At 39.2% G+C, this 22,884-nt stretch carries 20 protein-coding genes and 1 pseudogene; 10 read left to right on the top strand and 11 right to left on the bottom strand.

The window, feature by feature from the left end; genetic code table 11:
- Positions 1 to 131 precede the first annotated feature (131 nt).
- Positions 132 to 1,517, top strand: coding sequence for an ATP-dependent RNA helicase DbpA (gene dbpA / locus GJS41_RS00915; protein ID WP_154245472.1), 1,386 nt, complete (start codon positions 132 to 134; stop codon positions 1,515 to 1,517).
- On the opposite strand, the gene GJS41_RS00910 is transcribed toward dbpA, so the two are convergent.
- Together GJS41_RS00910 and GJS41_RS00905 are read right to left on the bottom strand one after the other, a co-directional pair.
- Complete coding sequence (locus GJS41_RS00910) at positions 1,510 to 1,992, bottom strand: NYN domain-containing protein (protein WP_154245471.1); 483 nt, start codon at positions 1,990 to 1,992, stop codon at positions 1,510 to 1,512. The two genes, dbpA and GJS41_RS00910, sit on opposite strands and share 8 nt — an antisense overlap.
- On the bottom strand, positions 1,992 to 3,434 hold the full coding sequence (locus GJS41_RS00905) for a DEAD/DEAH box helicase (protein ID WP_154245470.1): 1,443 nt from the start codon (positions 3,432 to 3,434) through the stop codon (positions 1,992 to 1,994). The genes GJS41_RS00910 and GJS41_RS00905 overlap by 1 nt, the downstream gene beginning before the upstream one ends.
- A 106-nt stretch (positions 3,435 to 3,540) precedes the next feature.
- On the opposite strand from GJS41_RS00905, the gene aat reads away from it, so the two are divergent.
- The 3 genes from aat (at position 3,541) to infA (ending at position 5,387) form a co-directional block, all read left to right on the top strand.
- Positions 3,541 to 4,272 carry a leucyl/phenylalanyl-tRNA--protein transferase gene (gene aat, locus GJS41_RS00900; protein ID WP_154245469.1) on the top strand — a complete coding sequence of 244 codons (732 nt, stop codon included), beginning with the start codon at positions 3,541 to 3,543 and terminating at the stop codon, positions 4,270 to 4,272.
- On the top strand, positions 4,273 to 4,995 hold the full coding sequence (locus GJS41_RS00895) for an arginyltransferase (RefSeq protein ID WP_154245468.1): 723 nt from the start codon (positions 4,273 to 4,275) through the stop codon (positions 4,993 to 4,995).
- A gap of 173 nt (positions 4,996 to 5,168) precedes the next feature.
- A complete protein-coding gene (infA, locus tag GJS41_RS00890; RefSeq protein WP_154245467.1) occupies positions 5,169 to 5,387 on the top strand; it encodes a translation initiation factor IF-1 in 219 nt (72 codons plus the stop codon).
- Positions 5,388 to 5,483: 96 nt separating this feature from the next.
- Here the strand turns inward: infA and clpA are convergent, their stop codons facing one another.
- Positions 5,484 to 7,760, bottom strand: coding sequence for an ATP-dependent Clp protease ATP-binding subunit ClpA (clpA, locus tag GJS41_RS00885; RefSeq protein ID WP_154245466.1), 2,277 nt, complete (start codon positions 7,758 to 7,760; stop codon positions 5,484 to 5,486).
- 89 nt (positions 7,761 to 7,849) lie between these two features.
- Entirely contained in the window at positions 7,850 to 8,179 is a 330-nt protein-coding gene (clpS, locus tag GJS41_RS00880; RefSeq protein WP_154245465.1) for an ATP-dependent Clp protease adapter ClpS, read from the bottom strand.
- 333 nt (positions 8,180 to 8,512) lie between these two features.
- Between clpS and GJS41_RS00875 the strand changes: the two genes are divergently transcribed.
- Together GJS41_RS00875 and GJS41_RS00870 are read left to right on the top strand one after the other, a co-directional pair.
- Complete coding sequence (locus GJS41_RS00875) at positions 8,513 to 10,954, top strand: tetratricopeptide repeat protein (protein ID WP_154245464.1); 2,442 nt, start codon at positions 8,513 to 8,515, stop codon at positions 10,952 to 10,954.
- An 18-nt stretch (positions 10,955 to 10,972) separates the two neighbouring features.
- Positions 10,973 to 11,383, top strand: a complete 411-nt coding sequence (locus GJS41_RS00870) for a hypothetical protein (RefSeq protein ID WP_154245462.1) — start codon at positions 10,973 to 10,975, stop codon at positions 11,381 to 11,383.
- 24 nt (positions 11,384 to 11,407) lie between these two features.
- Here the strand turns inward: GJS41_RS00870 and GJS41_RS00865 are convergent, their stop codons facing one another.
- The 3 genes from GJS41_RS00865 to GJS41_RS00855 all read right to left on the bottom strand — a co-directional run bounded on the left by GJS41_RS00865 (position 11,408) and on the right by GJS41_RS00855 (position 15,489).
- Positions 11,408 to 11,911 carry a histidine phosphatase family protein gene (locus GJS41_RS00865; RefSeq protein WP_154245461.1) on the bottom strand — a complete coding sequence of 168 codons (504 nt, stop codon included), beginning with the start codon at positions 11,909 to 11,911 and terminating at the stop codon, positions 11,408 to 11,410.
- Positions 11,912 to 12,084: 173 nt separating this feature from the next.
- Complete coding sequence (locus GJS41_RS00860; protein WP_154245460.1) at positions 12,085 to 14,229, bottom strand: amidohydrolase family protein; 2,145 nt, start codon at positions 14,227 to 14,229, stop codon at positions 12,085 to 12,087.
- A 129-nt stretch (positions 14,230 to 14,358) separates the two neighbouring features.
- Positions 14,359 to 15,489 carry a fatty acid desaturase gene (locus GJS41_RS00855; protein WP_154245459.1) on the bottom strand — a complete coding sequence of 377 codons (1,131 nt, stop codon included), beginning with the start codon at positions 15,487 to 15,489 and terminating at the stop codon, positions 14,359 to 14,361.
- A 156-nt stretch (positions 15,490 to 15,645) separates the two neighbouring features.
- On the opposite strand from GJS41_RS00855, the gene fabR reads away from it, so the two are divergent.
- The gene (gene fabR / locus GJS41_RS00850) at positions 15,646 to 16,263 is read left to right on the top strand and encodes an HTH-type transcriptional repressor FabR (RefSeq protein ID WP_154245458.1); all 618 of its coding nucleotides are present in this window, start codon (positions 15,646 to 15,648) and stop codon (positions 16,261 to 16,263) included.
- A 4-nt stretch (positions 16,264 to 16,267) separates the two neighbouring features.
- On the top strand, positions 16,268 to 17,218 hold the full coding sequence (locus GJS41_RS00845) for a carbon-nitrogen hydrolase family protein (protein WP_154245457.1): 951 nt from the start codon (positions 16,268 to 16,270) through the stop codon (positions 17,216 to 17,218).
- 51 nt (positions 17,219 to 17,269) lie between these two features.
- Here GJS41_RS00845 and GJS41_RS00840 read toward each other — a convergent pair whose 3' ends face one another.
- From GJS41_RS00840 to ltaE, 3 genes are read right to left on the bottom strand one after another with little or no spacing between them, the layout of a single operon-like run.
- The gene (locus GJS41_RS00840) at positions 17,270 to 17,611 is read right to left on the bottom strand and encodes an SdpI family protein (protein WP_154245456.1); all 342 of its coding nucleotides are present in this window, start codon (positions 17,609 to 17,611) and stop codon (positions 17,270 to 17,272) included.
- Between the two features lie 50 nt (positions 17,612 to 17,661).
- The gene (locus tag GJS41_RS00835) at positions 17,662 to 18,051 is read right to left on the bottom strand and encodes an SdpI family protein (protein ID WP_154245455.1); all 390 of its coding nucleotides are present in this window, start codon (positions 18,049 to 18,051) and stop codon (positions 17,662 to 17,664) included.
- Complete coding sequence (gene ltaE / locus GJS41_RS00830; RefSeq protein ID WP_154245454.1) at positions 18,048 to 19,061, bottom strand: low-specificity L-threonine aldolase; 1,014 nt, start codon at positions 19,059 to 19,061, stop codon at positions 18,048 to 18,050. Before ltaE ends, GJS41_RS00835 begins: the two co-directional genes overlap by 4 nt.
- A 246-nt stretch (positions 19,062 to 19,307) precedes the next feature.
- On the opposite strand from ltaE, the pseudogene GJS41_RS11630 reads away from it, so the two are divergent.
- Positions 19,308 to 19,679: pseudogene (locus GJS41_RS11630) on the top strand (DUF6714 family protein); the annotation flags it as partial.
- 112 nt (positions 19,680 to 19,791) lie between these two features.
- Here the strand turns inward: GJS41_RS11630 and GJS41_RS00825 are convergent.
- The gene (locus tag GJS41_RS00825) at positions 19,792 to 22,008 is read right to left on the bottom strand and encodes an NADP-dependent isocitrate dehydrogenase (RefSeq protein WP_154245453.1); all 2,217 of its coding nucleotides are present in this window, start codon (positions 22,006 to 22,008) and stop codon (positions 19,792 to 19,794) included.
- A 181-nt stretch (positions 22,009 to 22,189) separates the two neighbouring features.
- Here GJS41_RS00825 and GJS41_RS00820 point away from each other — a divergent pair, with 181 nt between their 5' ends.
- Positions 22,190 to 22,879: a pseudouridine synthase gene (locus GJS41_RS00820; RefSeq protein ID WP_154245452.1), complete on the top strand. Its 690-nt coding sequence runs from the start codon at positions 22,190 to 22,192 to the stop codon at positions 22,877 to 22,879.
- Positions 22,880 to 22,884: the final 5 nt, after the last annotated feature.

The raw sequence follows: 22,884 nt of genomic DNA, 5'->3' as shown, positions 1-22,884 counted from the left end.
CTCTCTGAGTTAATGTGTTAAGGGCGGTTTCACCGCCCTTTTTTGTTGCCTGATAACTTAATCATCAATGGTGTCTGTATATTTAAGACAAATAGAGTCATAATGCAGCACCCGCTCTTATGAGATAACTCATGCCAAAGTCTAACTTCCAAAATATTGCCTTAAATTCCGCCTTACAACAAAATATCGAAAGTTTGGGCTATAGCGCCATGACGCCTATTCAAGAAGCTGCACTACCATCAATTTTGGAAGGACAAGACTTAATTGGCCAAGCCAAAACAGGTTCTGGAAAAACTGCGGCATTTGGCTTAGGGATTTTGCAAAAGTTAGACGTGAAAAACTTTAATGTCCAATCGTTAGTCTTATGCCCTACTCGCGAACTAGCAGAGCAAGTAGCCGAAGACATTAGGGCTTTGGCAAGAACTTTACCTAACATAAAAGTTTTAGTGATTTGCGGCGGTATCCCTAAAAAACTACAAACAAATTCATTAGCAAGCGGGATCCATATTGTTATTGGAACGCCAGGCAGAGTGGAAGAGCATTTAGAACAGCAGACATTAAAGCTCGACGATCTAAGCATGTTGGTGCTGGATGAAGCTGACAGAATGCTCGACATGGGCTTTCAACCATCCATTGATGCCATAATGCAATATACTCCTAGCAAACGCCAAACCTTAATTTTCAGTGCAACTTTTCCCAAAGAAATTGAATCTATTTCGAAACGAGTTATGCGCAACCCTAAGCATGTTCAAATTGAGTCTGATCATATTGATTCAGATATTGCGCAAAAATTTTATAAAGTCAATGACGATACCCATCGACTTACCGCAACCAGGTTGCTGCTGTTAGAAAGTCGACCTGACTCAACGGTTATTTTCTGTAACACCAAAAAAGACGTTAAAGAAGTCGCCGGGGAGTTAAAGCGCTTTGGCTTTAGTGTCATCGCTTTGCATGGCGACTTAGATCAAATTGACCGCGATCAAGCGTTAGTTCAATTTGCCAATAAAAGCACCTCAATTCTAGTCGCTACGGATGTTGCTGGCCGTGGGCTGGATATTGAAGCATTAGATCTAGTCATCAATTACCACACTGCCAGCGATCCGGAAACTCATGTACATAGAATTGGCCGAACGGGTCGTGCAGGAAATCAAGGTATCGCTTGCTCATTATTTTCTGAGAAAGAGCATTTTAAAATCAATCGCCTTGGTGAACATTTGGGCTTTAAAATCGAAGCTGAAAAACTACCGGACTTATCCCTCTTAAAACAGCCAGGCTACAAAGCGCCAATGGCCACTTTACAAATTAGCGGTGGCAAGAAGAACAAAATACGGCCAGGTGATATTGTCGGAGCTTTAACTCAATCAAAAGAAATAACTGGTGATGACTTAGGAAAAATAAAGGTCGCAGCTAATTGGTCATATATCGCTGTAACGCGAAAGTTTGTCGACAACGCTTTTCGACAATTAACGGATGGCAAAATTAAAGGTCGGAAATATCGAGTAAAGCGAATTAGCTGATTAAATAGGTAGGATCGATAGGATAAAAGTAATCACTGGCGTCGATAAGAGATTGTGCGGTTAAATCTTTCACACCGTAAACCTCTGTCGTTATTTTATAATCTTCACGAACTGCTTTTAATAGCAATTCAAAATCACCGTCGCCTGATAAAAGAATGATTTTTTTTATCTCAGGATTTGCAGCTGCTCGCATAATGTCGATAGTAATGCCCACATCCCAATCACCTTTTGCCGAACCGTCTGAACGCTGAATAAAGGGTTTCAACTTCACATTAAAGCCAATATATTTAAGCGCATCTTGGAATTTGATTTGGCTATCTTGGTTCGATTTTATGGCGTAAGCATTCGCTAGAATAATTTCTTCTGAAAGGTTAATTTTCTGCCAGAAGTGTCTATAGTTGAATGGCCGAGCAAATGCATCTCTGCAGGTATAATAGATATTTTGCACATCGACAAACACAGCAACCTTAGCCATTAAGTCTTACCTGCGCTTTTCTTGCTTTTACTTGAGCGAGACCAAACTTGATCATTTCCTGAGTTGCGTGGCTTAGTTTTACTTTTGTTTTTAACTAACTTACCTTTTTTACTAGCGCTATTCTTAGCCGTGTTATTATTCGCTTTTCCTTCTTGTGCATTTTTATTTGGTTTTTTATTGGAGTTCTGCTTTGTTGATCTTGATTGAGTACTTTCGTTAGAAAGCTGTTGCTTGGTCTTTTTAGGTTTTTTTGGTTTCTTTGCTTTTATAGGTTTAATTGGCTTAGAAGCAGGTACTTCATGATCTGGCTCAAATCCCCCTACATATTCACGCTCAAGTGGCTTTTGAATCAATTGCTCTATATCTTGTAACTGTTTGAATTCATCCGCACTAACTAATGAAACAGCGTGACCTGAAGAGCTAGCTCTGCCCGTTCGACCGATCCGATGCACATAGTCTTCCGCCACATTCGGCAAGTCAAAATTGACAACTTGCGGCAGCTGGTGGATATCAATACCACGAGCGGCAATATCAGTTGCGACTAGCACTTGAACTTTATTGGCTTTAAAGTCCGCTAACGCTTTGGTTCTCGCGCCTTGGCTTTTATTACCATGGATTGCCAAGCTTTTTATTCTTGCTGCATTTAACTGTTTGACCAATTTATTAGCACCATGTTTAGTGCGGACAAAAACTAAAACTTGATGCCACTTACTCTCAATAATCAGGTGAGTCAATAAAGATGCCTTCTTCTTTTTATCAACTGGATGTAGCCATTGCTTAACACTTTTAGCAGTCGCATTCGGCGGACTAACTGAAACTTCTACTGGGTTACTAACTATGGTCTTAGCCAAAGCTCGAATGGATTCAGAAAATGTAGCCGAAAACATTAAATTTTGGCGTTTGCTTGGTAAAATTTTTAATACGCGTTTAATATCGTGAATAAAACCCATATCGAGCATTCGATCAGCTTCATCTAACACTAGAACTTCTAATTGATGAAACTTAATAGCATTTTTTTCATACAGATCCAATAAGCGTCCCGGTGTAGCAATTAAGATATCTACTCCTTTGCGTAAGCGCATCATTTGTGGGTTAATTTTTACACCACCAAATACCACCATGGAGCTTAATCTTAATTTTTTGCCATAGGTTTCAACACTTTTTGCTACTTGCGCAGCTAGCTCACGGGTAGGCGCTAAAATTAATGCTCTAGCTGCATTCCCTTGGGTAGGCTCTTGTTGTGTTGATTCCGCTAGCATCTGCAAAATTGGTAAGGTAAAGCCAGCAGTTTTGCCAGTCCCTGTTTGGGCTGCACCCATTAAATCCTTTCCTCTCAAAATTTCTGGAATGGCTTTTTGTTGGATTGGCGAGGGTGTGCTATAACCTTCGGCTTGAACGGTTTCCAATAACTCAGGGATTAAGCCAATATCTTTAAAATTCATCTAAAATTCTCAAAAGGAAGTGGTTAGGAAGTGCAAAAATAATTCAGCTTTATTTAACTTCTGATATTATCACAATCATTATATGCTTTATTGGTTACTAAGACTAATGAGTCAGCCACTTATTTTTCTAGATGATTCACCTTATTTTCCTTCTGCCGACCTAGCGCAAGAAGAGCCGAATGGTTTATTAGCAGTAGGAGGTGACTTATCGGTAGTACGTCTAACCAAAGCCTATCAAAATGGCATCTTTCCTTGGTATTGCGAAGATGAGCCTATCCTTTGGTGGTCTCCCGATCCTCGGTGCGTATTTAATTTAACCGATGAAAACCCTATTCATATTTCTAAATCGCTAAGAAGAAGATTAAAAAAAGACAATTATCAAGTCGTTATTAATAATGACTTTAAAACGGTTATTCAAAGCTGCTCTATGCCCCGTTCCAAACAGCCTGACACATGGATTTTACCAGAAATGCAGTCAGCATACTTAGCACTGCACCAGGCGAAAATTGCCCATTCAGTGGAGGTTTACGATGAAGAATCTAATTTAATTGGCGGTTTATATGGTGTCAGTTTAGGTAAGTTCTTTTTTGGTGAATCCATGTTTAGCACAAAACCCGACGCTTCAAAAATTGCTTTGGCTCATCTTGCAGCTTACCTTAAACGAGCGCATTTTATTTTAATTGATTGTCAAGTTCCCAATGAGCACCTTTACTCATTAGGCGCGGTCGATATCAGTCGCGATAACTTTTTACGGTTATTGTCGAAACATGCTAAAACAGAGCAGCCGCAGAACCTTTTTGAGATGAATAAAAAACTCAGTTGGCGTAAACTAAGCTAGATGAGCGATAAGCAAAAAGATACGCAACATATAAAATTGTATGCTGGACCTGAGCATGCTTGCGGCTATCTTGAAGAGCAAAACTCTGTTTCTGTTTTTGCAGATCCAACTATTGAATTTGATAACACTATCTACTCGGCGTTAAGCCGTTTAGGCTTTCGCCGTAGCGGTAACCATGTTTATCGTCCCCAATGTCCGTCATGCAATGCCTGTTGGGCCTATCGCGTATTAGTTTCGCAGCTAAAGCTAAGCAAATCCCATAGACGTATTTTAAAAGCTAATTTAGAATTAAAAATAAAATTAGCTCCTCCGGAAGCAACTGCAGAAGATTACGAACTATATGAGAAGTATATTTCTTTTCGCCATCAAGACGGCGATATGTTCCCACCATCGTTTGAACAATATGATGATTTTCTATTTTCCAAATGGTGCGACATGATTTTATTAAAAGCTTATGATCCCAGCGGTAAAACCCAAGCCATCATGGCATTGGATATTTTAGATGATGGGCTTTCTGCAGTTTATTCTTTTTTTAATCCTGAGAGCCATTACAAAAGCCTCGGGACTTACCTTATCCTACAAAGCATTATGCTTTGCCAAAGACAACAACTGCCCTATTGTTATTTAGGCTACTACGTAGAGAACTGCAATAAAATGAGTTATAAAAGAAACTTTAAGCCCGCTGAAGCTTTTATCAATAATCGCTGGGAATTACTGGATTAAGAGATAAAGCTTAGCTAAATCCAAGCAATTCAGGCTATATTCAGCTATTTTAGTTAAAATGCTTTGCGATTATTGCTCAAATAGTGCATTATACGCGCGTTTTTTGAACACATAGTCAGTTTCATAATTAGGTTATGAAACCCATTGTTAGGCAACACAGGTATTGAATTTATATGGCAAAAGAAGATGTAATTGAGTTAGAAGGCAAAGTGCTTGATACTCTACCAAACACCATGTTTCGAGTTGAACTTGAAAATGGTCACGTAGTTACCGCGCATATCTCAGGAAAGATGCGAAAAAACTACATTCGTATTTTAACCGGCGATACTGTGACTGTAGAAATCAGTCCTTACGACTTATCAAAAGGTAGAATTACCTTCCGCGCGCGTTAATACTTCTTAGCTAAAATGAACTAATCAGAAAATCATAGATTATTCATTAACAAAAAGGCACTCGATTGAGTGCCTTTTTTATATTTCTGTAACGGCTTAATCAGCTGCAGCTGGAAGCTTTTCGCGATGAGGCTCAATTCGAATATCCAGCTGTTCATTTATCAAAGTAACGTATACATCACCACCTTGAACTAGATCTCCAAACAGTAACTCATTAGCTAGAGGCTTACGAATATTTTCACTAATGATACGCTCCATGGGTCTGGCCCCCATACGAACATCATAACCAATATTAGCTAAATGTTGACGCGCTTCATCATTCACATGAAGATTCACCTGCTTCTCATCTAATTGACCTTGCAACTCGGTTAGGAACTTATCGACAATAGATAAAATAACTTTCGGTGGCAATGCCTTAAACCAAACAATCGAATCCAAGCGATTTCTAAACTCTGGTGAGAAGGTTTTGTTAATGGCTTCGATATTTTCTCGTGAAAAATCATCTTGACCCTTAAATCCTATCGAGCCTTTGGACAATTCTTGCGCGCCCGCATTTGAGGTCATCACAATCACAACGTTCCTAAAGTCCGCTTTACGTCCGTTATTGTCTGTCAAGGTGCCATTATCCATAACTTGTAATAACAAATTGAAAACATCAGGGTGTGCTTTCTCAATTTCATCCAGCAGTAAAACTGCATGCGGATTTTTATTGACCGCTTCTGTCAATAAACCACCTTGATCATAGCCAACATAACCAGGAGGCGCGCCAATCAAGCGAGATACAGTATGCCGTTCCATATATTCAGACATATCAAAACGAATTAACTCTACGCCCATTAAGCGAGATAACTGTTTCGTCACTTCAGTTTTACCAACTCCAGTAGGACCTGCAAATAAGAAGGAGCCCACCGGCTTATTCTCTTGTCCTAAGCCTGCACGAGAAAGTTTGATGGCTTCAGATAAAGTGCTTATCGCTGCATTTTGACCAAATACCACCATCTTCAAATTGCGCTCAAGGTTTTTCAGCAATTCTTTATCTGATGTTGAAACCGTTTTTTCCGGAATTCGAGCAACTTTAGCTACGACCTGTTCAATTTCATATGAAGTAATGGTTGATTTTCGTTCTGCTTCAGGCACAACCCTTTGTCTCGCACCGGCTTCATCGATTAGATCAATTGCCTTATCCGGTAACTGTCTGTCGGTAATATATTTTGCGCTCAGCTCAGCAGCTGATTTTAAAGCCGCGGCCTGATACTTAACACCATGATGCTTTTCATAACGGTCTTGCAACCCTTCTAGAATTTGAATGGTTTCATCAATAGTGGGTTCTTTTATGTCAATTTTTTGAAAGCGACGTGCTAATGCGTGATCTTTTTCAAAAATACCACGGTATTCCTGATAGGTGGTTGAGCCGATACAACGTAAATCACCATTAGCAAGCACTGGTTTGATTAAATTCGAAGCATCCATCGACCCACCAGAAGCTGCGCCTGCTCCAATAATAGTATGAATTTCATCGATAAAGAGTATGACGTTTGTTTCTTTTTTCAACTGAGCCAATACCGCTTTTAATCGCTTCTCAAAATCGCCACGGTATTTTGTACCTGCTAAAAGAACACCCAGATCTAAGCTATACACAACCGCGTCGGAAATCACTTCAGGTACATCTTGATCAATAATTCGTTTCGCTAAACCTTCCGCAATAGCTGTTTTACCAACACCAGCTTCTCCAACCAATAGAGGGTTATTCTTGCGGCGCCGACTTAAAATTTGTACCACTCGTTCAATTTCATAAGCTCGACCAATCAAAGGATCAATTTTCCCTTCTTCGGCTAACTTATTTAAGTTAATCGCATATTGATCAAGTGGGCGAGCTTCTTCAACCGCTTCAGAGTCTTGCTCTTCATCATCGTCATGACCTAGTTGGAACTCTTCTTCTGCTTTGCCGATGCCATGAGAAATATAATTAACCACATCAAGTCTTGAAATATCTTGTTTTGATAAAAGATACACTGCCTGGCTTTCTGGCTCGCTAAAAATAGCCACCAAAACGTTAGCACCAGTAACAGCATCACGGCCTGATGATTGAACGTGAAATACTGCTCTTTGTAAAACGCGCTGAAAACCAATGGTTGGTTGAATTTCAAAGTCGGTATCTTCCTCAGCAAAAAGCGGCGTTGTTTTATCGACAAAAGACTCAAGGTCGGCTCTTAATGTTGTCAAATCAATTTCACAGGCTTTTAAAACTTCTAAAGAATCTTTGTTATCTAACAAAGCCAGCATCAAATGTTCGATGGTAATAAACTCATGACGCTTTTCACGAGCTTTGTGAAACGCTTTATTCAGTGATTGTTCGAGCTCTTTATCTAACATTGGCTACCTCTTTTGAATAACACAGGGTTCTTTTATCTTAGCTTTTTGAGTTATTTGACTATAGTCTCTTTAATGTCGTCATTTTAACCTTAATCATTGGGTTCCATAGTACACATTAACGGATGTTCATTATTTCTTGAAAACTCGTTCACTTGCACTACTTTAGTTTCGGCAATATCAGCAGTAAAAATACCGCAGACACCTTTGCCATCATGGTGCACTTGCAACATAACTCGCGTAGCATCTTCTTCATGCAATGCAAAAAACTTTCGCAATACTTCAACCACAAAATCCATAGGCGTATAGTCATCATTTAATAATATGACCTTATACATCGGTGGTTGTTTCACTTTGGGTTTAGCTTCTGCTACTGCTAAACCGTTATCGCGCTCATTATCTAAATTGCCGTTTTGACTCATGACTAATTTAATTCTTTCTTTTTACTGACTTCTATTATGAAACTAAAATGGGGTTAAAGGGAAGTTATTCAAGCCTTAATATAAGCTAGATAAACCATATTTTTATCCTAGAAACCAATATAAGTCATTGAATTGACGATCTTTTCAATAAATGTCACTTGATGCAGGTTTGACTTTAAAATCTTTTTTTTCCATAAATCCATGCTAGTATGTTTTTTGTACATCAATGCAGCGTCAAAGGAATGATGTGAAACCTATAAACTATCGTGTCAAAATATCAAAGTCGCTCCTGAGTATTGTTTATATTTTGCAATTAGATGTTACGGATATAGCATGAAAATTAGCAATAACCGATGGCAAACATTTTTCAGGGAATTAAAGCGACGTAAAGTTGTTCAAGTTATTATTGCTTATGTTGCGTTCGCCTGGCTAATAATCCAAGTTGGCGATGTCTTAGTTGATACTTTCGAAACACCAAACTGGTTTTTAAAAGCATTATTTTTAACCTTAATTATCGGCTTACCCGTTACCGCTATCCTTGCTTGGATTTTTGATATCAAACAAGGCGGGATTGTCAAAACTAAAGAGCTTCCCCACCCTAACTCTCTAGACATTAAATCAATACCAATTATCTTTCACGCAACCTTTCCTGATAACATCCCTTCAGAGAAATGTGCAGAAAGAATTAGAGATTATATTTTATGGTCAGAAGATTATCGCGCTGAACGCAATGAAGTATATGACAATGAATGCCTTATTCTGTTTGAAAATTCTATAGATGCTTTACGTTATGCGATCAAGATCCAAAATCATTCTTTATCTCTAGACCTACCCCTAAAAATTTCTGTCATCGAGGCCCCCAAAGATTACAGTAATAATTTTTCAGAGGCGGAAGAGATTGTTCGAGCAAGAACCCTAGCCGTAGATGCCAAAGTTGGCGCTATTCTATCGACTAAAGCGGTTAAAGAGGCCATTAAGAATCGTGGAATAGAGAGCGTAGAACAAGCTTTCAGCCCTATTGATATACATCGAAGTGCTATTGAGCAAACTGAATATATTATTAACCCCACTAAAATCCAACAAGTGAATCAGGCACTAAATCAATATTCAGATACAGTTCTTTATGTAAAGACGCCAATGACCTTAAAGCTCGCGGCGTTAGTATTTCTATCGGTTATTGGCGCAATTTTATGGAGTTTTATTCCAACGTTAGAGCGCAGCGACAACATTACCTTATCAATTCTTCCTTTTAAAAATACTAGTGTGGATAAAAACCATGACAACTTTGTTAATGGTTTAAGTGAAGATATATTCTTTAATATTTCTAAGATCCCAAATCTTAACATCACCTCTCGTCGATCATCGCAAGCTATCACCAATAGCGATTTAAGCATCAAAGAAATAGGCAGTATATTGAATGCTGATTGGGTTTTAGAAGGCTCTATCAATCGAATTAACGACAATATCAGAGTGTCTATATGGATCACTGATAGCAAATCAGGCTTAGAGCAATGGAATCAAATTTTTAATTTATCGTCCAATGATTTATTAATAGGCAATAGACAAATTCTGGCATCTATTTCTTCCTTTCTAGATAAACCGGTTGATACCGTTGCAGCGACTAAAGTTTCAGGACGCCTCGATAACGAACTTTACGTTAAGTACCTCCAAGCTAAAGGAATATTAAAACAACCTCCAACTATGAACAGACTAGATGAGGTCGAAATTATCTTTAAAGAAATAACTTCTAAACAGCCTAATTTTGCCCCCGCCAAAGCAGGGCTATGTAAGGCTTACTATTTAATGTACTCGTTGCAATTTAAACCAGAACAATTTGATTTAGCAGAAGAGCTGTGTTCAAACGTATATAAAAACCAAGAAGCTAATATCGATATCTTAATAGCGCTGACAATGCTTCATACTAAAAAAGGTGATTTTCAGTCAGCAGCCAATTTTATTAGTATTGCAGAAACCATCAACCCAAGTGACGTAGAGCTAATTTACGTTTCTTCAAAATTAAAAAAAGCTCAAAGCAAATCTAAAGAAGCTATGACGCTTTTAAATCAAGCTATAGATTTAGAACCCGGCTATTGGCGCCTCTATCAAGAGCTTGGACATAGTTATCTGATTTCGGGAAACTGGCAGCAAGCTGCCACTGCGTTCAAAAGAGTGATTTCTTTAATTCCGAATGATACCCATGGATATGATAACTTAGGAACCAGTTATTTTTTTATGGGCCAATTCGATGAGGCTGCGTTAGCTTACGAACAGTCCCTGGCGATTCAAAGAAGTGAAGTGGCGCTATCTAATACAGCAACAATGTGGTTTTACCATGGCGACTACCTTAAAGCTTCAAACTACTATATGCAGGCAGTGCAAATCACTCCAAATGATTACCGACTGTGGCTGAACTTAGGTGACTCTGTCAGCCAAACCAGCAGCTCACCATCTGAAACTGCCGCGCACTATCAACACGCACTAGAGCTGGCTTTAAAGATTATTGAAGTAAACCCAAACAATGCTGAAGCTAGAATGTATATAGCTTGGTGTTACTCTCAAGTCGGAAATAAAAGCTTAGCATTTGAGCAGGCTGAAAACGCTTTGCAGCTTAGTCCAAATGACCCCAATATTTTATTTATGGCGGCCAAGGTTTTTACAGCTCTTGGCAATATCGAACAAGCGAAATCTCATCTTAAAAGTTCTAAACAATTAGGGTTCCCACAAAGCGTTATCAATGCATCACCTTTTATCAAAGCGCTTCATTTACAAGGTTAACACTACAAGGAGTAATCTATGAGCACTATCATCGTTAATGTAAAATCGAAAAAATTGAAGAAAGGAGATTCAATACCTGAACTAAAGGATAAATCTCAGAAAACTATTATTGCTTTTAACGGCGATATCATTAAGTGGAAGTACGATAATAATTCGGATATCACTATCGATTCAGACGTCTCATTCGATGGCAAATCAAATAATACTAAATTATCGGCAAAGAGTGAGGTTGAAACCACTGTTAATGGCGCAACCGCCGATGAAGAAAGAATTATAAACTACAATATTTCAACAGCAGATACTGATACTCAACTCGACCCTGTAATTATTATACGAGACGAGAGTCCAAATCCATTCAGTTTTAGAAACCCTATCATTGCATTTGTAATTGGACTTCTCTTAGGAGCCGTATTGAGTCGCTTATTTTGATACAACTCTGAATACCGCTTCCATTTAAATCTGCTGCAGTGCTTTAGGGGTTAACAACCAATCTAATCGCCCGGTGTCACTGGCTAATTCCGACCAAGAATCAATATTAAGATTGATTCTTGCCACTGCGGCAGTTGGAAACTTAACATGTGCTCCCATACACAACTCAGCAATAAGACTTGAGCACATTGGTTCGTGCCCCACCAACATTAAAGTTTTGACTGTATTTGAAACTTGCTGAATAATTTCAGATATTTCTCCTGCACTGGCAAGATACAGTTCGCGCTTTTTCTTTAACTGGGCTTCCCAAGTTCCATGTGAAATAGCAATATCGATAGTATCAGCGGTTCTTTTTGCATTCGAGCTAATAACCAACTCAGGAACCTGACGAATAGATTGCAGATGTTTTCCCATCAAAGCCGCAGCCTCAACTCCACGCGCTGCTAAAGGACGCTCATGATCACGCTTAAATTGGGCATTCCAATCAGACTTGCCATGCCGCATGATAAACAATTTTTTACCTGCCATTTCTAAACCCACCTTGCCTACTAACAAGTGCCTTAAATGTGTGCTGAAATTATAATTTCAGCACACGACGTTCAGATGACAACTTGAATACAGTTTTATGAATATTAATAAACTTATTCAAACATATAAAAATACCAGCAGCGCTAGTATTTTATACTTGGGTTAACATGGTATTAAGGAAGCTCGATTGAAGTAGTAAATGGCTTAACACCAATTGCTTGATAGATTTCATCCGGCTTATAAAGATTTTTACCTTTAATCACTAAAGATACTTTGCGCAAATGGTTCATATCTTCTAAAGGATTACCATCAATAAACACTAAGTCAGCTTGCTTACCTTGTTCAATAGAACCATTGGTTTTATCTGCACCAACTACTCGAGCAGAATCAATAGTGCCAAGCTTTAAAACATCCGCATTTGAAATGCCCGCATCAGCATAGGTGATCAATTCTCGATGCAAAGAAAAGCCTGCAATGTTATCGGTACCGGGAACAATTTGTACACCGCCGTCATGTAACTTTTTTACCATAGCACTTAAAGCTTCGGTGGACTTATTGTATGCGTCTCTTTCATGATCTTTAATATCTAACACAGCGGTTTTAAAACCCCGCGACACGGTTACTGGCAAATGCTCATAAATATCCTGCATTTCAGGGTTCACTACGCCAGCTTTGGCTTGTAACAACCAACGGAAAACCATAAGAGTCGGATCAATAACGGTACCCTTTTCTTTAAGCTTAGCGATAAAGTCTGTGACTTCCTTAGAATCCAAGTCTAGCTCACCGGCTTTCTCGCCAACCATAGTAAAACGTAAGCGTTGACGAGTATCGACGTTCTTGCCTAAGAAATTCAAAAACAGCATGTTAATGTGCTGAATTTCATCAAAGCCGGCATCCACTGCCTCTTCCGCGGTCATAAAGGCCGGAATGTGGCCACTTAAGCGCATACCCTTGCTATGGATGTGCTCAGCCAAGGGTTTGACCCATTGAGGCTCCATTGAGCTGTATGTTTTAATTTGTGGGTAATCATTTTCCGCATACCAGTCAACAGCTGCTTTAGCGGACTCTAAAGAATCGACCGTCTTACCCATTTTCATAGCATAAGGGCTTTCACGATCCATAAAGCCTGAACGATAAACATCGGCGCCTATAATTTCATTCGCCTCACTCATGCGCTCAATAGCGGTAATATTGTCATGAGTATTACCCATATCACGTACGTTAGTAACACCCGCTGGCATATTTAATAACCCATCGCTTTTAGACAAATGGCCATGCATATCCCATAGACCTGGGATCAATGTTTTGCCTTTAGCATCGATAGTTTTCAAAGGAGAATCAGCAGCAAGTTTAGGCACTGATTTGCCAATCATTGAAATCTTGCCGTCAGCGAGCATGATATTTTGACCTTCTACTAACTCGCCAGAATTTACATCCACATAATTAGCGTTAATAATTAAAATCGGATCATTAACGGTATGAGTGTGTTTTTGTGCTAAATCTTTTAGGTAATCATTATCAGCTTTCTTTTGAATATTACTTAACTGTTCTAGATGCTCCCTACCCCAGCCATCAGGAATAATTCCAAACCATCCGCCGCCATCAGTTGCAAAGAAATTATAGTCATCGTCATACCAAGCAAAATTAGGAGTAAATCCAAAACCCGCAATACCAATCAAATGAACATCTTTTTTCTCTGTGCCATTACTTAAAGTCACGGTATCCAGCTTAACTAAACTAGCTGTGCCCGCTGGTAATAACTCAATTTTATTGTCTGGGTCTTTTGCCAGTGCTTTGACTAAAAGAGAATTTGAAACGCCAGTGCCATCAATAGGTACATAAAACTGATCGCCGTTAGATTCAGCCTGCCCAGATTCATTTAAACTTTTCCAAACCGACTTACCATCGGTATAAGAAAACTTCTCATCAATTGGAGCACCAAAAGCTGAAATACCTTTAATCTCTTGGTTAACAATAAAACCTTGCTCATTAACCTCAATCGTTTCTTCTGTTTCGATACGTCGATTGTTCCAGCCCATTTTGAGTTTGGCGTTATAAAAATTACCATCTTGCTTAACTTTTAAATCACCAGCAGAATCTTCTTTATTCCAAATGTTGTAAGTGACTTCCGATTGATTTTTCTCTTGGGTAGCTTTGGAGCTTGACTCAGTAATCGGCATAGACTCAGCAACTGGTGCCGCCGTTTTATCAGCTATCGTTTCAGTCTTTTGTGAATCCTTATCGCAGGCAGTTAAAGTTAAGCCAAGCGATAGAACCACCGCTAAAGATAATTTATTGAATTTAATATCTGTTTTCATACTAGTCCCCATAACTAAACTTTCTAAAGCTTATAAATTAAAAGCAAAATAAACAAGCGACTATTGCATTTACTTACAATTCAATGGCAATAAAAAAGCTCCCTAAGGAGCTTTTATAAAGGTGATTGGTTATGCGTATTGTTTTGCAAGCTGTAACCAAATTGCCTTTTGTAATTCAAATTTCCTTTTGAGTTGTTGGTATTCTTTTCTTAAATCTAAATTCTCATAAGTTTCTGACAACTTATCTCTTTTCGCTTCAACCCATTGTTTTCTAGCTACGTAAACTTCATTCAGCTTCGCCACTAATTCTTCATATTCAGACTGCAGCATTTGCATGATTTCTTCTGCATTGTGTAAATGAGCCGTTTTTTCCTTCGCTTTTAACAACAATGTTTCTGCTTTTGCTTTTTCAATTTTGTCTTTTGAAACCACTTTCAAGTTTTTAGTAACTCCAATCCAACTTAAAGCTTTAATCCACCACTTTGATGGATCAAAGTGCCACCAACGAACACCATTGCGGTAATCGTATTGAAATTTGTGGTGGTAATTATGATAACCTTCGCCACCGGTTAAAACTGCCAATACAATATTATCGCGAGCAGAGTTCTCTTCCGTATAAGGACGAGTTCCCCAAATGTGAGCTAGAGAATTAATAAAAAAGGTTAAGTGATGTGACCACACCAATCTAAATACGCCAGCAATTAATACCATCTGAACGACATTACCGTGAATTAAACCCAACACCACTGGCACTAGAATATTTCCCCAAATAGCTATCTTCCAATAGTATTTGTGTTGAAACATCACAATGGGATCGCGCTTTAAATCAGGGCAACGATCGTACTGTTCATCATAACGCTTGTCTTGGTTTTCGCGCTTAAGCAACCAACCAATGTGCGAATGCCAAAAACCACGGCTTGCTGAGTAAGGATCTTTATGATCATGATCGACATGCTTGTGATGGATACGATGATCAGAAGACCAATGTAACGCACTATTTTGTAAGGCCAAACAACCACCAAAAGCTAATATCGCACGTAACACTGGATTAGCTTCATAAGCTCTATGTGACCATAAACGGTGGTAACCCATAGAAATTGCGGTACTGGAGAACAACCACAGTACTGTTCCCCAAATCCATGGTGATAAATCAAAACCATAAGCGAATCCATACCAAGGCACTATGGTAATGGCTACTAAAAAGCTCACACTAAAAAATATGATATTTTTCCAAACCAAAATAGATTTAGACTTTTGCATATTACTGACAACCCTATTAAATCGCTATTGAGCGTACACATGTACGCTTAAATTAGAAGCTAGTATACCATTAATTTTGATAAAGGCAATTCAGCGAACACCTGTACACTTAACTAATTGTTTTTTATACTGTTCAAGAATCAACCGGGGATGATTATGGCAGAAACACGAGCTTTACAAAAAGAAAAAACGCGGCAGGCAATCATTGATGCGGCGCTTACTCAACTAACTGCTGAACACGGCTTTAGCAACTTAAGCTTGCGTGAAGTTGCTCGAGAAGCTGGTATTGCTCCAACCTCTTTTTACCGGCATTTTGCGGATATGGAGGAATTAGGACTAACTTTAGTTGATGAATGTGGTGTCACCCTTCGTCAATTAATGCGCAAAGCCCGGAAACGTATTGAAAAGAAAGGCAGTGTCATCAATACATCCGTTGATACCTTTATGGAGTTTGTGCAGAAGAATCCGAATATTTTTAGATTACTACTCAGGGAGCGCTCAGGCACTTCACCAGCTTTTAGAGATGCGGTAGCGCGAGAAATTAATCACTTTAAAGATGAACTGACAGATTATCTCATTGCCGAAAATAGTTATACACAAGAACATGCCTACCCCTTAGCAGAAGGTTTAGTTACCTTAGTTTTTAACTCTGGTGCTGATGCACTGGATTTATCAAAACAAAAACAAAACGAACTGCAACAACGACTCAAAAAACAACTCCAATTTATTGCAGTAGGGGCTGTAGCCTTGTATCAAAACCAAAGCAAAGGATAAATCCATGAATGAGAAAATAACGGTAGCATTAGCGCAAATAGCACCAGTGTGGCTAAACAAAGAAGCCACTATCGATAAAGTAATAGACTCAATCAAGCAGGCTGCGGAAAAAAGCTCAGATCTGGTTTGTTTTGGAGAGTCTTTATTACCTGGCTACCCTTTTTGGGTGGAAAATACTGGTGGCGCAAAATTCAATGATGACTTTCAAAAGTCTCTGTTTGCCTACTATTCTTCTCAAGCCGTTAACATCAAAGCTGGTGATCTAAGTAGCATTCAAGCCGCTTGTAAACATCATAACATTGCCTGTTATTTAGGAATTATCGAACGAGCCCATGACCGCTCAGGCCATAGTCTTTATTGTTCGCTTATTTATATTGATAAAAACGGTGCTATAGGCTCAAACCACCGTAAGCTAGTTCCAACCTATGAGGAACGTCTAGTTTGGTCTAATGGCGATGGGCATGGCTTAAGAACTCACGCTCTAGAGGCATTTACCCTTGGCGGACTTAACTGTTGGGAAAACTGGCTACCTTTAGCCAGAACTTCTTTATACGCTCAAGGCGAAGATTTACACGTGGCAGTTTGGCCAGGTGGCGATCACAACACACATGATATTACTCGTTTTGTAGCCAAGGAATCACGAAGCTATGCTGTATCGGTTTCAGGATTTTTAATCAAAGAACAGATACCAAAAGATTTACCTTTTTACGATAAGATAATTGATTTAATGCCCGATTCAATGGCCAACGGCGCTTCATGTGTTGCGAAGCCAAATGGCGAGTGGTTGTTGGAACCGCAAGTTGGCAAAGAAGGTATTTTCATTGTAGAGATTGATCACCATGAGGTACGAAAAGAGCGCTCCTTAATTGACGTTACCGGCCATTATTCAAGACCCGATGTAACCCAATTAATAGTCAACAGACAAAGACAAACTATTGCTGAATTTGAAGACTAATTAATAGGCGTATAAAAAAGAAAACCGACTAGCATTTCTAGTCGGTTAACATTATTTGCTCGAAAGCTTTCTGATGGTCGCCACTCCCTTAATAGCGATGACCAACAAGCCAGTTGTGGCTACTAACGAATTAATAATTAACGAAGCATCCACCGTCATGTCACCCATGGAATAAAGGCCTAATGACACAATTATCATTAAAATACCAAGCACGATACTTTGCTTGGCGGCGGTTTGATTAACGGAATACCAAATTTCAGGGTTGTTCAAGCTGGCGGGAGTTCTAAAACCGTACCACCAGTTTGGTTTTATTTTGTTAAACATTAATGGCAAAGACAACAAGATTAACAACACTGAAAAAGCGATAAACGATAAAGTAATAATGTTTTGCATAACAGCCTCCTTTATAGACTTAACGATAAAGTCAGGCTTTTATTCCCTAATTATTCTTCATCTTCAGAATTATTTTTATCATCTTCAATTGCTTCAGGATATTTTTCAGCATAGAGCTCTTTGGCATATTCCTTTAAATACTCATGGCGCCACATTAAAATCACAATAAAAATTACCGCAGCTACAAAAACTAACAAAGCAAGAATACCTCGCGCAAAAACTAATGAGGCAAATGCCAGAGCGATAAAACTTAAGCCGCAATGCTTGTAATATAAGGCCGCGCGCAAATTAACTTTACGCCAAATGTCTTCATCAGCAAGAGTTTCTACAGTTCTAACGCCGGTTAATTCATTTTGCTTAAAGTCCGGGCTAGCGCGTTTATTGGATAAATACATAAAGATTAAGCCTACTACTAACAAGCCAGCAAAATAAACAATCATGCAAAAAACTCCTTCACTTTTTCAGACACAAACTTTACATCAGAACTGCTGACATCTAAGTGCATAACCCAGCGCATAGTTTCCGATGGAATAATAATAATATTGTGCTGCTTTAAATGATTTGCAAGGCTGGTTGCAGTTTCCATATCCGTTTTCACAAACAGCATATTGGTTTGCACTAAATCTTTATTAATCGACAGTTGAGGAATACCTAGTAAACGCTCCGCTAACACTTTAGCGTTGGCATGATCAATCGCTAATCTTTGCACATGCTCATCAAGTGCGTAAATTCCAGCAGCGGCTAAGACGCCTGATTGACGCATTCCACCGCCAACCATTTTTCGCCAACGACGTGCCCATTGAATAATTTCTTTATCAGCGCATAACACAGAACCCACTGGCGCGCCCAAACCTTTAGATAAACAAATAGACACTGAATCTGCGTGTTGCGCTAAGTCGCTTAACTCACAGTTTAATTCAGTAATGGCGTTAAAAGCACGCGCACCATCTAAATGAACTGACAAACCTTTTGACTTGGCAAAGTCATAAGCCTTTTGCATATACTCCAAAGAAATCACTTTACCGTTATGGGTATTTTCAAGGCACAAGAGTTTTGAACGTGCAAAATGCACATCATCTACTTTAATCACTGATGCCACCTTATCTAAATCTAAGGTACCGTCTTTTTCTACAGGCAAAGTTTGCGGAATAACGCTTCCCAAAACCGGCGCCCCACCCGCTTCATACAAATAGGTATGGTAACCCTGCCCTACAATGTACTCTTCACCGCGCTGACAATGACTTAATAAAGCCACCAGATTCGACATGGTTCCCGACGGAACAAACAAAGCATCCGCCTTACCCGACATCTCCGCCAATTTATCTTCAAGCTTCTTAACCGTCGGATCGTCTTGAAAAACATCATCACCAACCGCCGCCGCAGCCATTACCTTGCGCATACCCTCAGTGGGTTGCGTTACTGTATCGCTTCTTAAATCAATTGCTTTCATCAAAGTAGATTGAATATTGTTATTAATGAGCCTCAAGATATAATGAAAACTTAATCTATACAAATAAAAGCTATAAATTTAAAATATGTATGCTGCTGAAGTAATAAAACAGATAGAAAAAACTTTTGGGGCGTCACTAAGCCAGAAACATCACTAGCACAATTTGTTCTAACATATGAAAAAGGTATGGCTGGAGAAATTACCGATGAAGAGTGATTTCTAGCCAAAGTCAACCGAACAGATAAACACTGGACAGAGTTAACTGATAAAGGATTAAAAATAAGTGAATGTGTTCTAGCACATATGGAATCTGGTGAGTTTCTATATTATCTTCCCGCCTATATGAGATATTCAATTAAGCATTTAGACTTATCAGTAGATATTATAACCACTTCTGTGATCTTCCATTTAGACCCATTAGAAACAAACCTTTCTTTCAAAGGCTTTACTTTCAATAAATATAAAAAGATAAATTTTGCGCAAAGAAACTCTATTATTAATTTCTTAAATTATATTTCTCTTAGAGGTAATCAGTTTGACAAAGAAAGCTCAAGAAGAGCTTTGAAGTTTTGGGCTGATAACAGTCGAAGTTTAGAATCCGCGATAATTGTCCCTTAATATTTAGGTGAGCAAAGCTCAATCTCAACAAGATTACCGCATGCGCGGGAATGAAGAAAAACCATGTACAAAAAAGGCACCCTAAGGTGCCTTTTGAACAAGATAAATAATCTTATAGAGCAGCTAACGCATAGTTAAGAGTTGCACTCGGCCTCATCGCTTTCGCCATCAACTCAATGCTCGGCGAATAATAACCATCAATATCCATTGCTTGACCTTGTACTGAGTTTAACTCTTCAACGATTTTAGCTTCGTTGTTAGTTAAAGCTTCTGCCAATGGCGCAAATTGAGTAGCTAAATCAGCATCGTCGGTTTGCTTAGCTAATTCTTGTGCCCAATACATGGCTAAGTAGAAATGACTACCACGGTTATCAAGCTCATTCACTTTACGTGATGGTGATTTACCGTTAAGCAATAAAGCTTCTGTCGCATTATCTAAAGCATCAGCCAATACCTGAGCTTTCTTATTGCCGGTAGTTTGTGACATATGCTCTAGTGAAACCGCTAAAGCTAAGAACTCACCCAATGAATCCCAACGTAAGTGATTTTCTTCTTCAAACTGTTGAACGTGTTTAGGCGCTGAACCACCCGCACCCGTTTCAAACAAGCCGCCACCATTCATTAATGGCACGATGGATAACATCTTCGCAGAAGTCCCTAACTCTAAGATTGGGAATAAGTCCGTTAAGTAATCACGCAATACATTACCGGTAGCAGAAATGGTATCTTTGCCATCTTTAACGCGAGCTAAAGTAAACTCAGTCGCTTGGATAGGCGCCATAATATGAATTTCTAAACCGTCCGTATTATGCTCAGGTAAATACTGTTCTACTTTTTTGATGATTTGCGCATCATGAGCTCGGTCTTTATCTAACCAGAAAACTACTGGTGTATTTGATAAGCGTGAACGATTAACGGCTAATTTAACCCAGTCTTGAATTGGCGCATCTTTAACTTGGCAAGCTCTCCAAATATCACCAGATTCAACCTGATGCGACATTAGAACATTACCATTGCCATCAACTACTCTTACCGTTCCGTCTGTTGGAATTTCAAAAGTTTTGTCGTGCGAGCCATACTCTTCAGCTTTTTGCGCCATTAATCCAACGTTAGGCACTGTACCCATAGTAGTAGGATCAAAAGCGCCATGCTTCTTACAGAAATTAATGGTCGCTTCATATAAACCCGAATAACAGCTATCAGGAATGACAGCTTTAGTATCACGAGGATTGCCATCAGGCCCCCACATACGACCAGAGGTACGAATCATGGCTGGCATAGAAGCATCAATGATTACGTCAGAAGGCACGTGTAAATTAGTAATACCTTTATCTGAATTTACCATCGCTAGGTCAGGATTAGACTCATAAATGGCTTTGATGTCAGCTTCTATTTCAGCGCGTTTCTCTGCAGAAAGCTGCTCTAATTTACCCACTAAGTTACCAAAGCCGTTATTAACGTTAACGTCTAGCTCTTTGAAGGTATCGCCATGCTTAGCAAACAATTCAGCAAAATAAGCGCGAACACCATGACCAAAAATAATTGGATCCGAAACTTTCATCATGGTCGCTTTCATATGCAAAGAGAACAAAACACCAGATTCGCGAGCATCTGCCACTTCCTTTGTTAAGAAGTCATTTAAAGCTTTAACGCTCATAAAAGTTGAATCCATCACTTCGTCTGCCTGCAAAGGCACCGAATCTTTTAATACAGTAACAGAACCATCGTTAGCCACTAATTCAATACGAGTATCCGTTGCTTCTGAAACCGTTACCGATTGTTCATTACTACGGAAATCCCCTGCCGTCATACTGGCTACATGAGATTGTGAATCTGACGACCATTCACCCATACGGTGTGGGTTATTTTTCGCATAATTTTTGACGGCTTTTGGCGCACGACGATCCGAGTTACCTTCGCGCAATACAGGGTTTACCGCAGAACCTTTAATTTTGTCATAACGAGCTTTGATGTCTTTTTCTTCATCATTAGCAGGGTTATCTGGATAATTTGGTACCGCAAAGCCATCACTTTGTAATTCTTGGATTGTGGCTTTTAACTGAGGAATAGAAGCGCTGATATTTGGCAGCTTAATGATGTTTGCTTCTGGTTGTTTAACCAATACGCCTAATTCAGCTAATGCGTCCACAATACGCTGTTCTTCTTTAAGATAATCCGGGAAAACCGCTAAAACACGTCCAGCTAAAGAAATGTCGCTAGTTTCGACTTCAATTCCCGCGGCAGCTGTGAAAGCTTTTACAATGGGTAAAAATGATTGAGTGGCTAGCGCTGGAGCTTCATCAGTAATCGTATAGATAATTTTAGACATACTTTATCCTGTGTTCTGCTTCTTGAAGTTGGATATGACGGTTTTGACAAATCCAAGTGATTTAATGGCGCGCATTATACGTCAAAATGATGCCATCTGCACCGCTAACCGACCTATCAAGCCTGTAAAATTTTGAAAATAGAGTTACAATGAGCCCAACACATATGCACCTGTCTAAAACTTGAGCAGAAATAACTCTAATAGGTCTCAAACAGCACAGTTAATACTGTTCAATAAGCCCTTTAATACGCTTTGTCAGTTTACTGGCGAGGATGGTGATTCTACCCTTGCTGATTTCGTTAAAATACCGAATGTGTATGCTGCCGGTCGCTTGGATAAAGACTCAGAGGGTTTGCTGCTATTGACCGATAACGGCCTGCTGCAACACCAGATCGCTAACCCAAAAAATAAAATGGAAAAAACCTACTGGGTGCAAGTTGAAGGTGTGCCTTTTAATAGTGATTTAGAAGATTTAAGGCATGGTGTCGAAATTCAAGATTATATAACTAAACCAGCCAGAGTTAAGGTTATTGACCCACCTACTGTTTGGCCCAGGAATCCGCCAATTAGAGAACGTAAAAACATTCCTACAAGCTGGTTAGAAATTAAAATTAAAGAAGGAAAAAACAGACAAGTTCGTCGTATGACGGCAGCCATCGGCTTTCCTACCTTACGTCTTATTCGAGCTGCTATTGGCGAATGGCATTTGGATGATTTAACAATTGGAGAACATAAGTCGATCGAAGTGGATGTGCCTAGTGAAAACAACAGTAAACGTAGGCGTTTACCAAGCAAAGTTAGAAATGGACAAAAGAATAGCTCACACAAGCTCGCTAAAGGTTTAGCTAAAAGATCAAATAGGCTAAAATAGCGTCA

Source organism: Kangiella sp. HZ709 (assembly GCF_009674675.1).
GTDB lineage: Bacteria > Pseudomonadota > Gammaproteobacteria > Enterobacterales > Kangiellaceae > Kangiella.
This window is presented reverse-complemented; position numbering and strand designations above follow the sequence as displayed.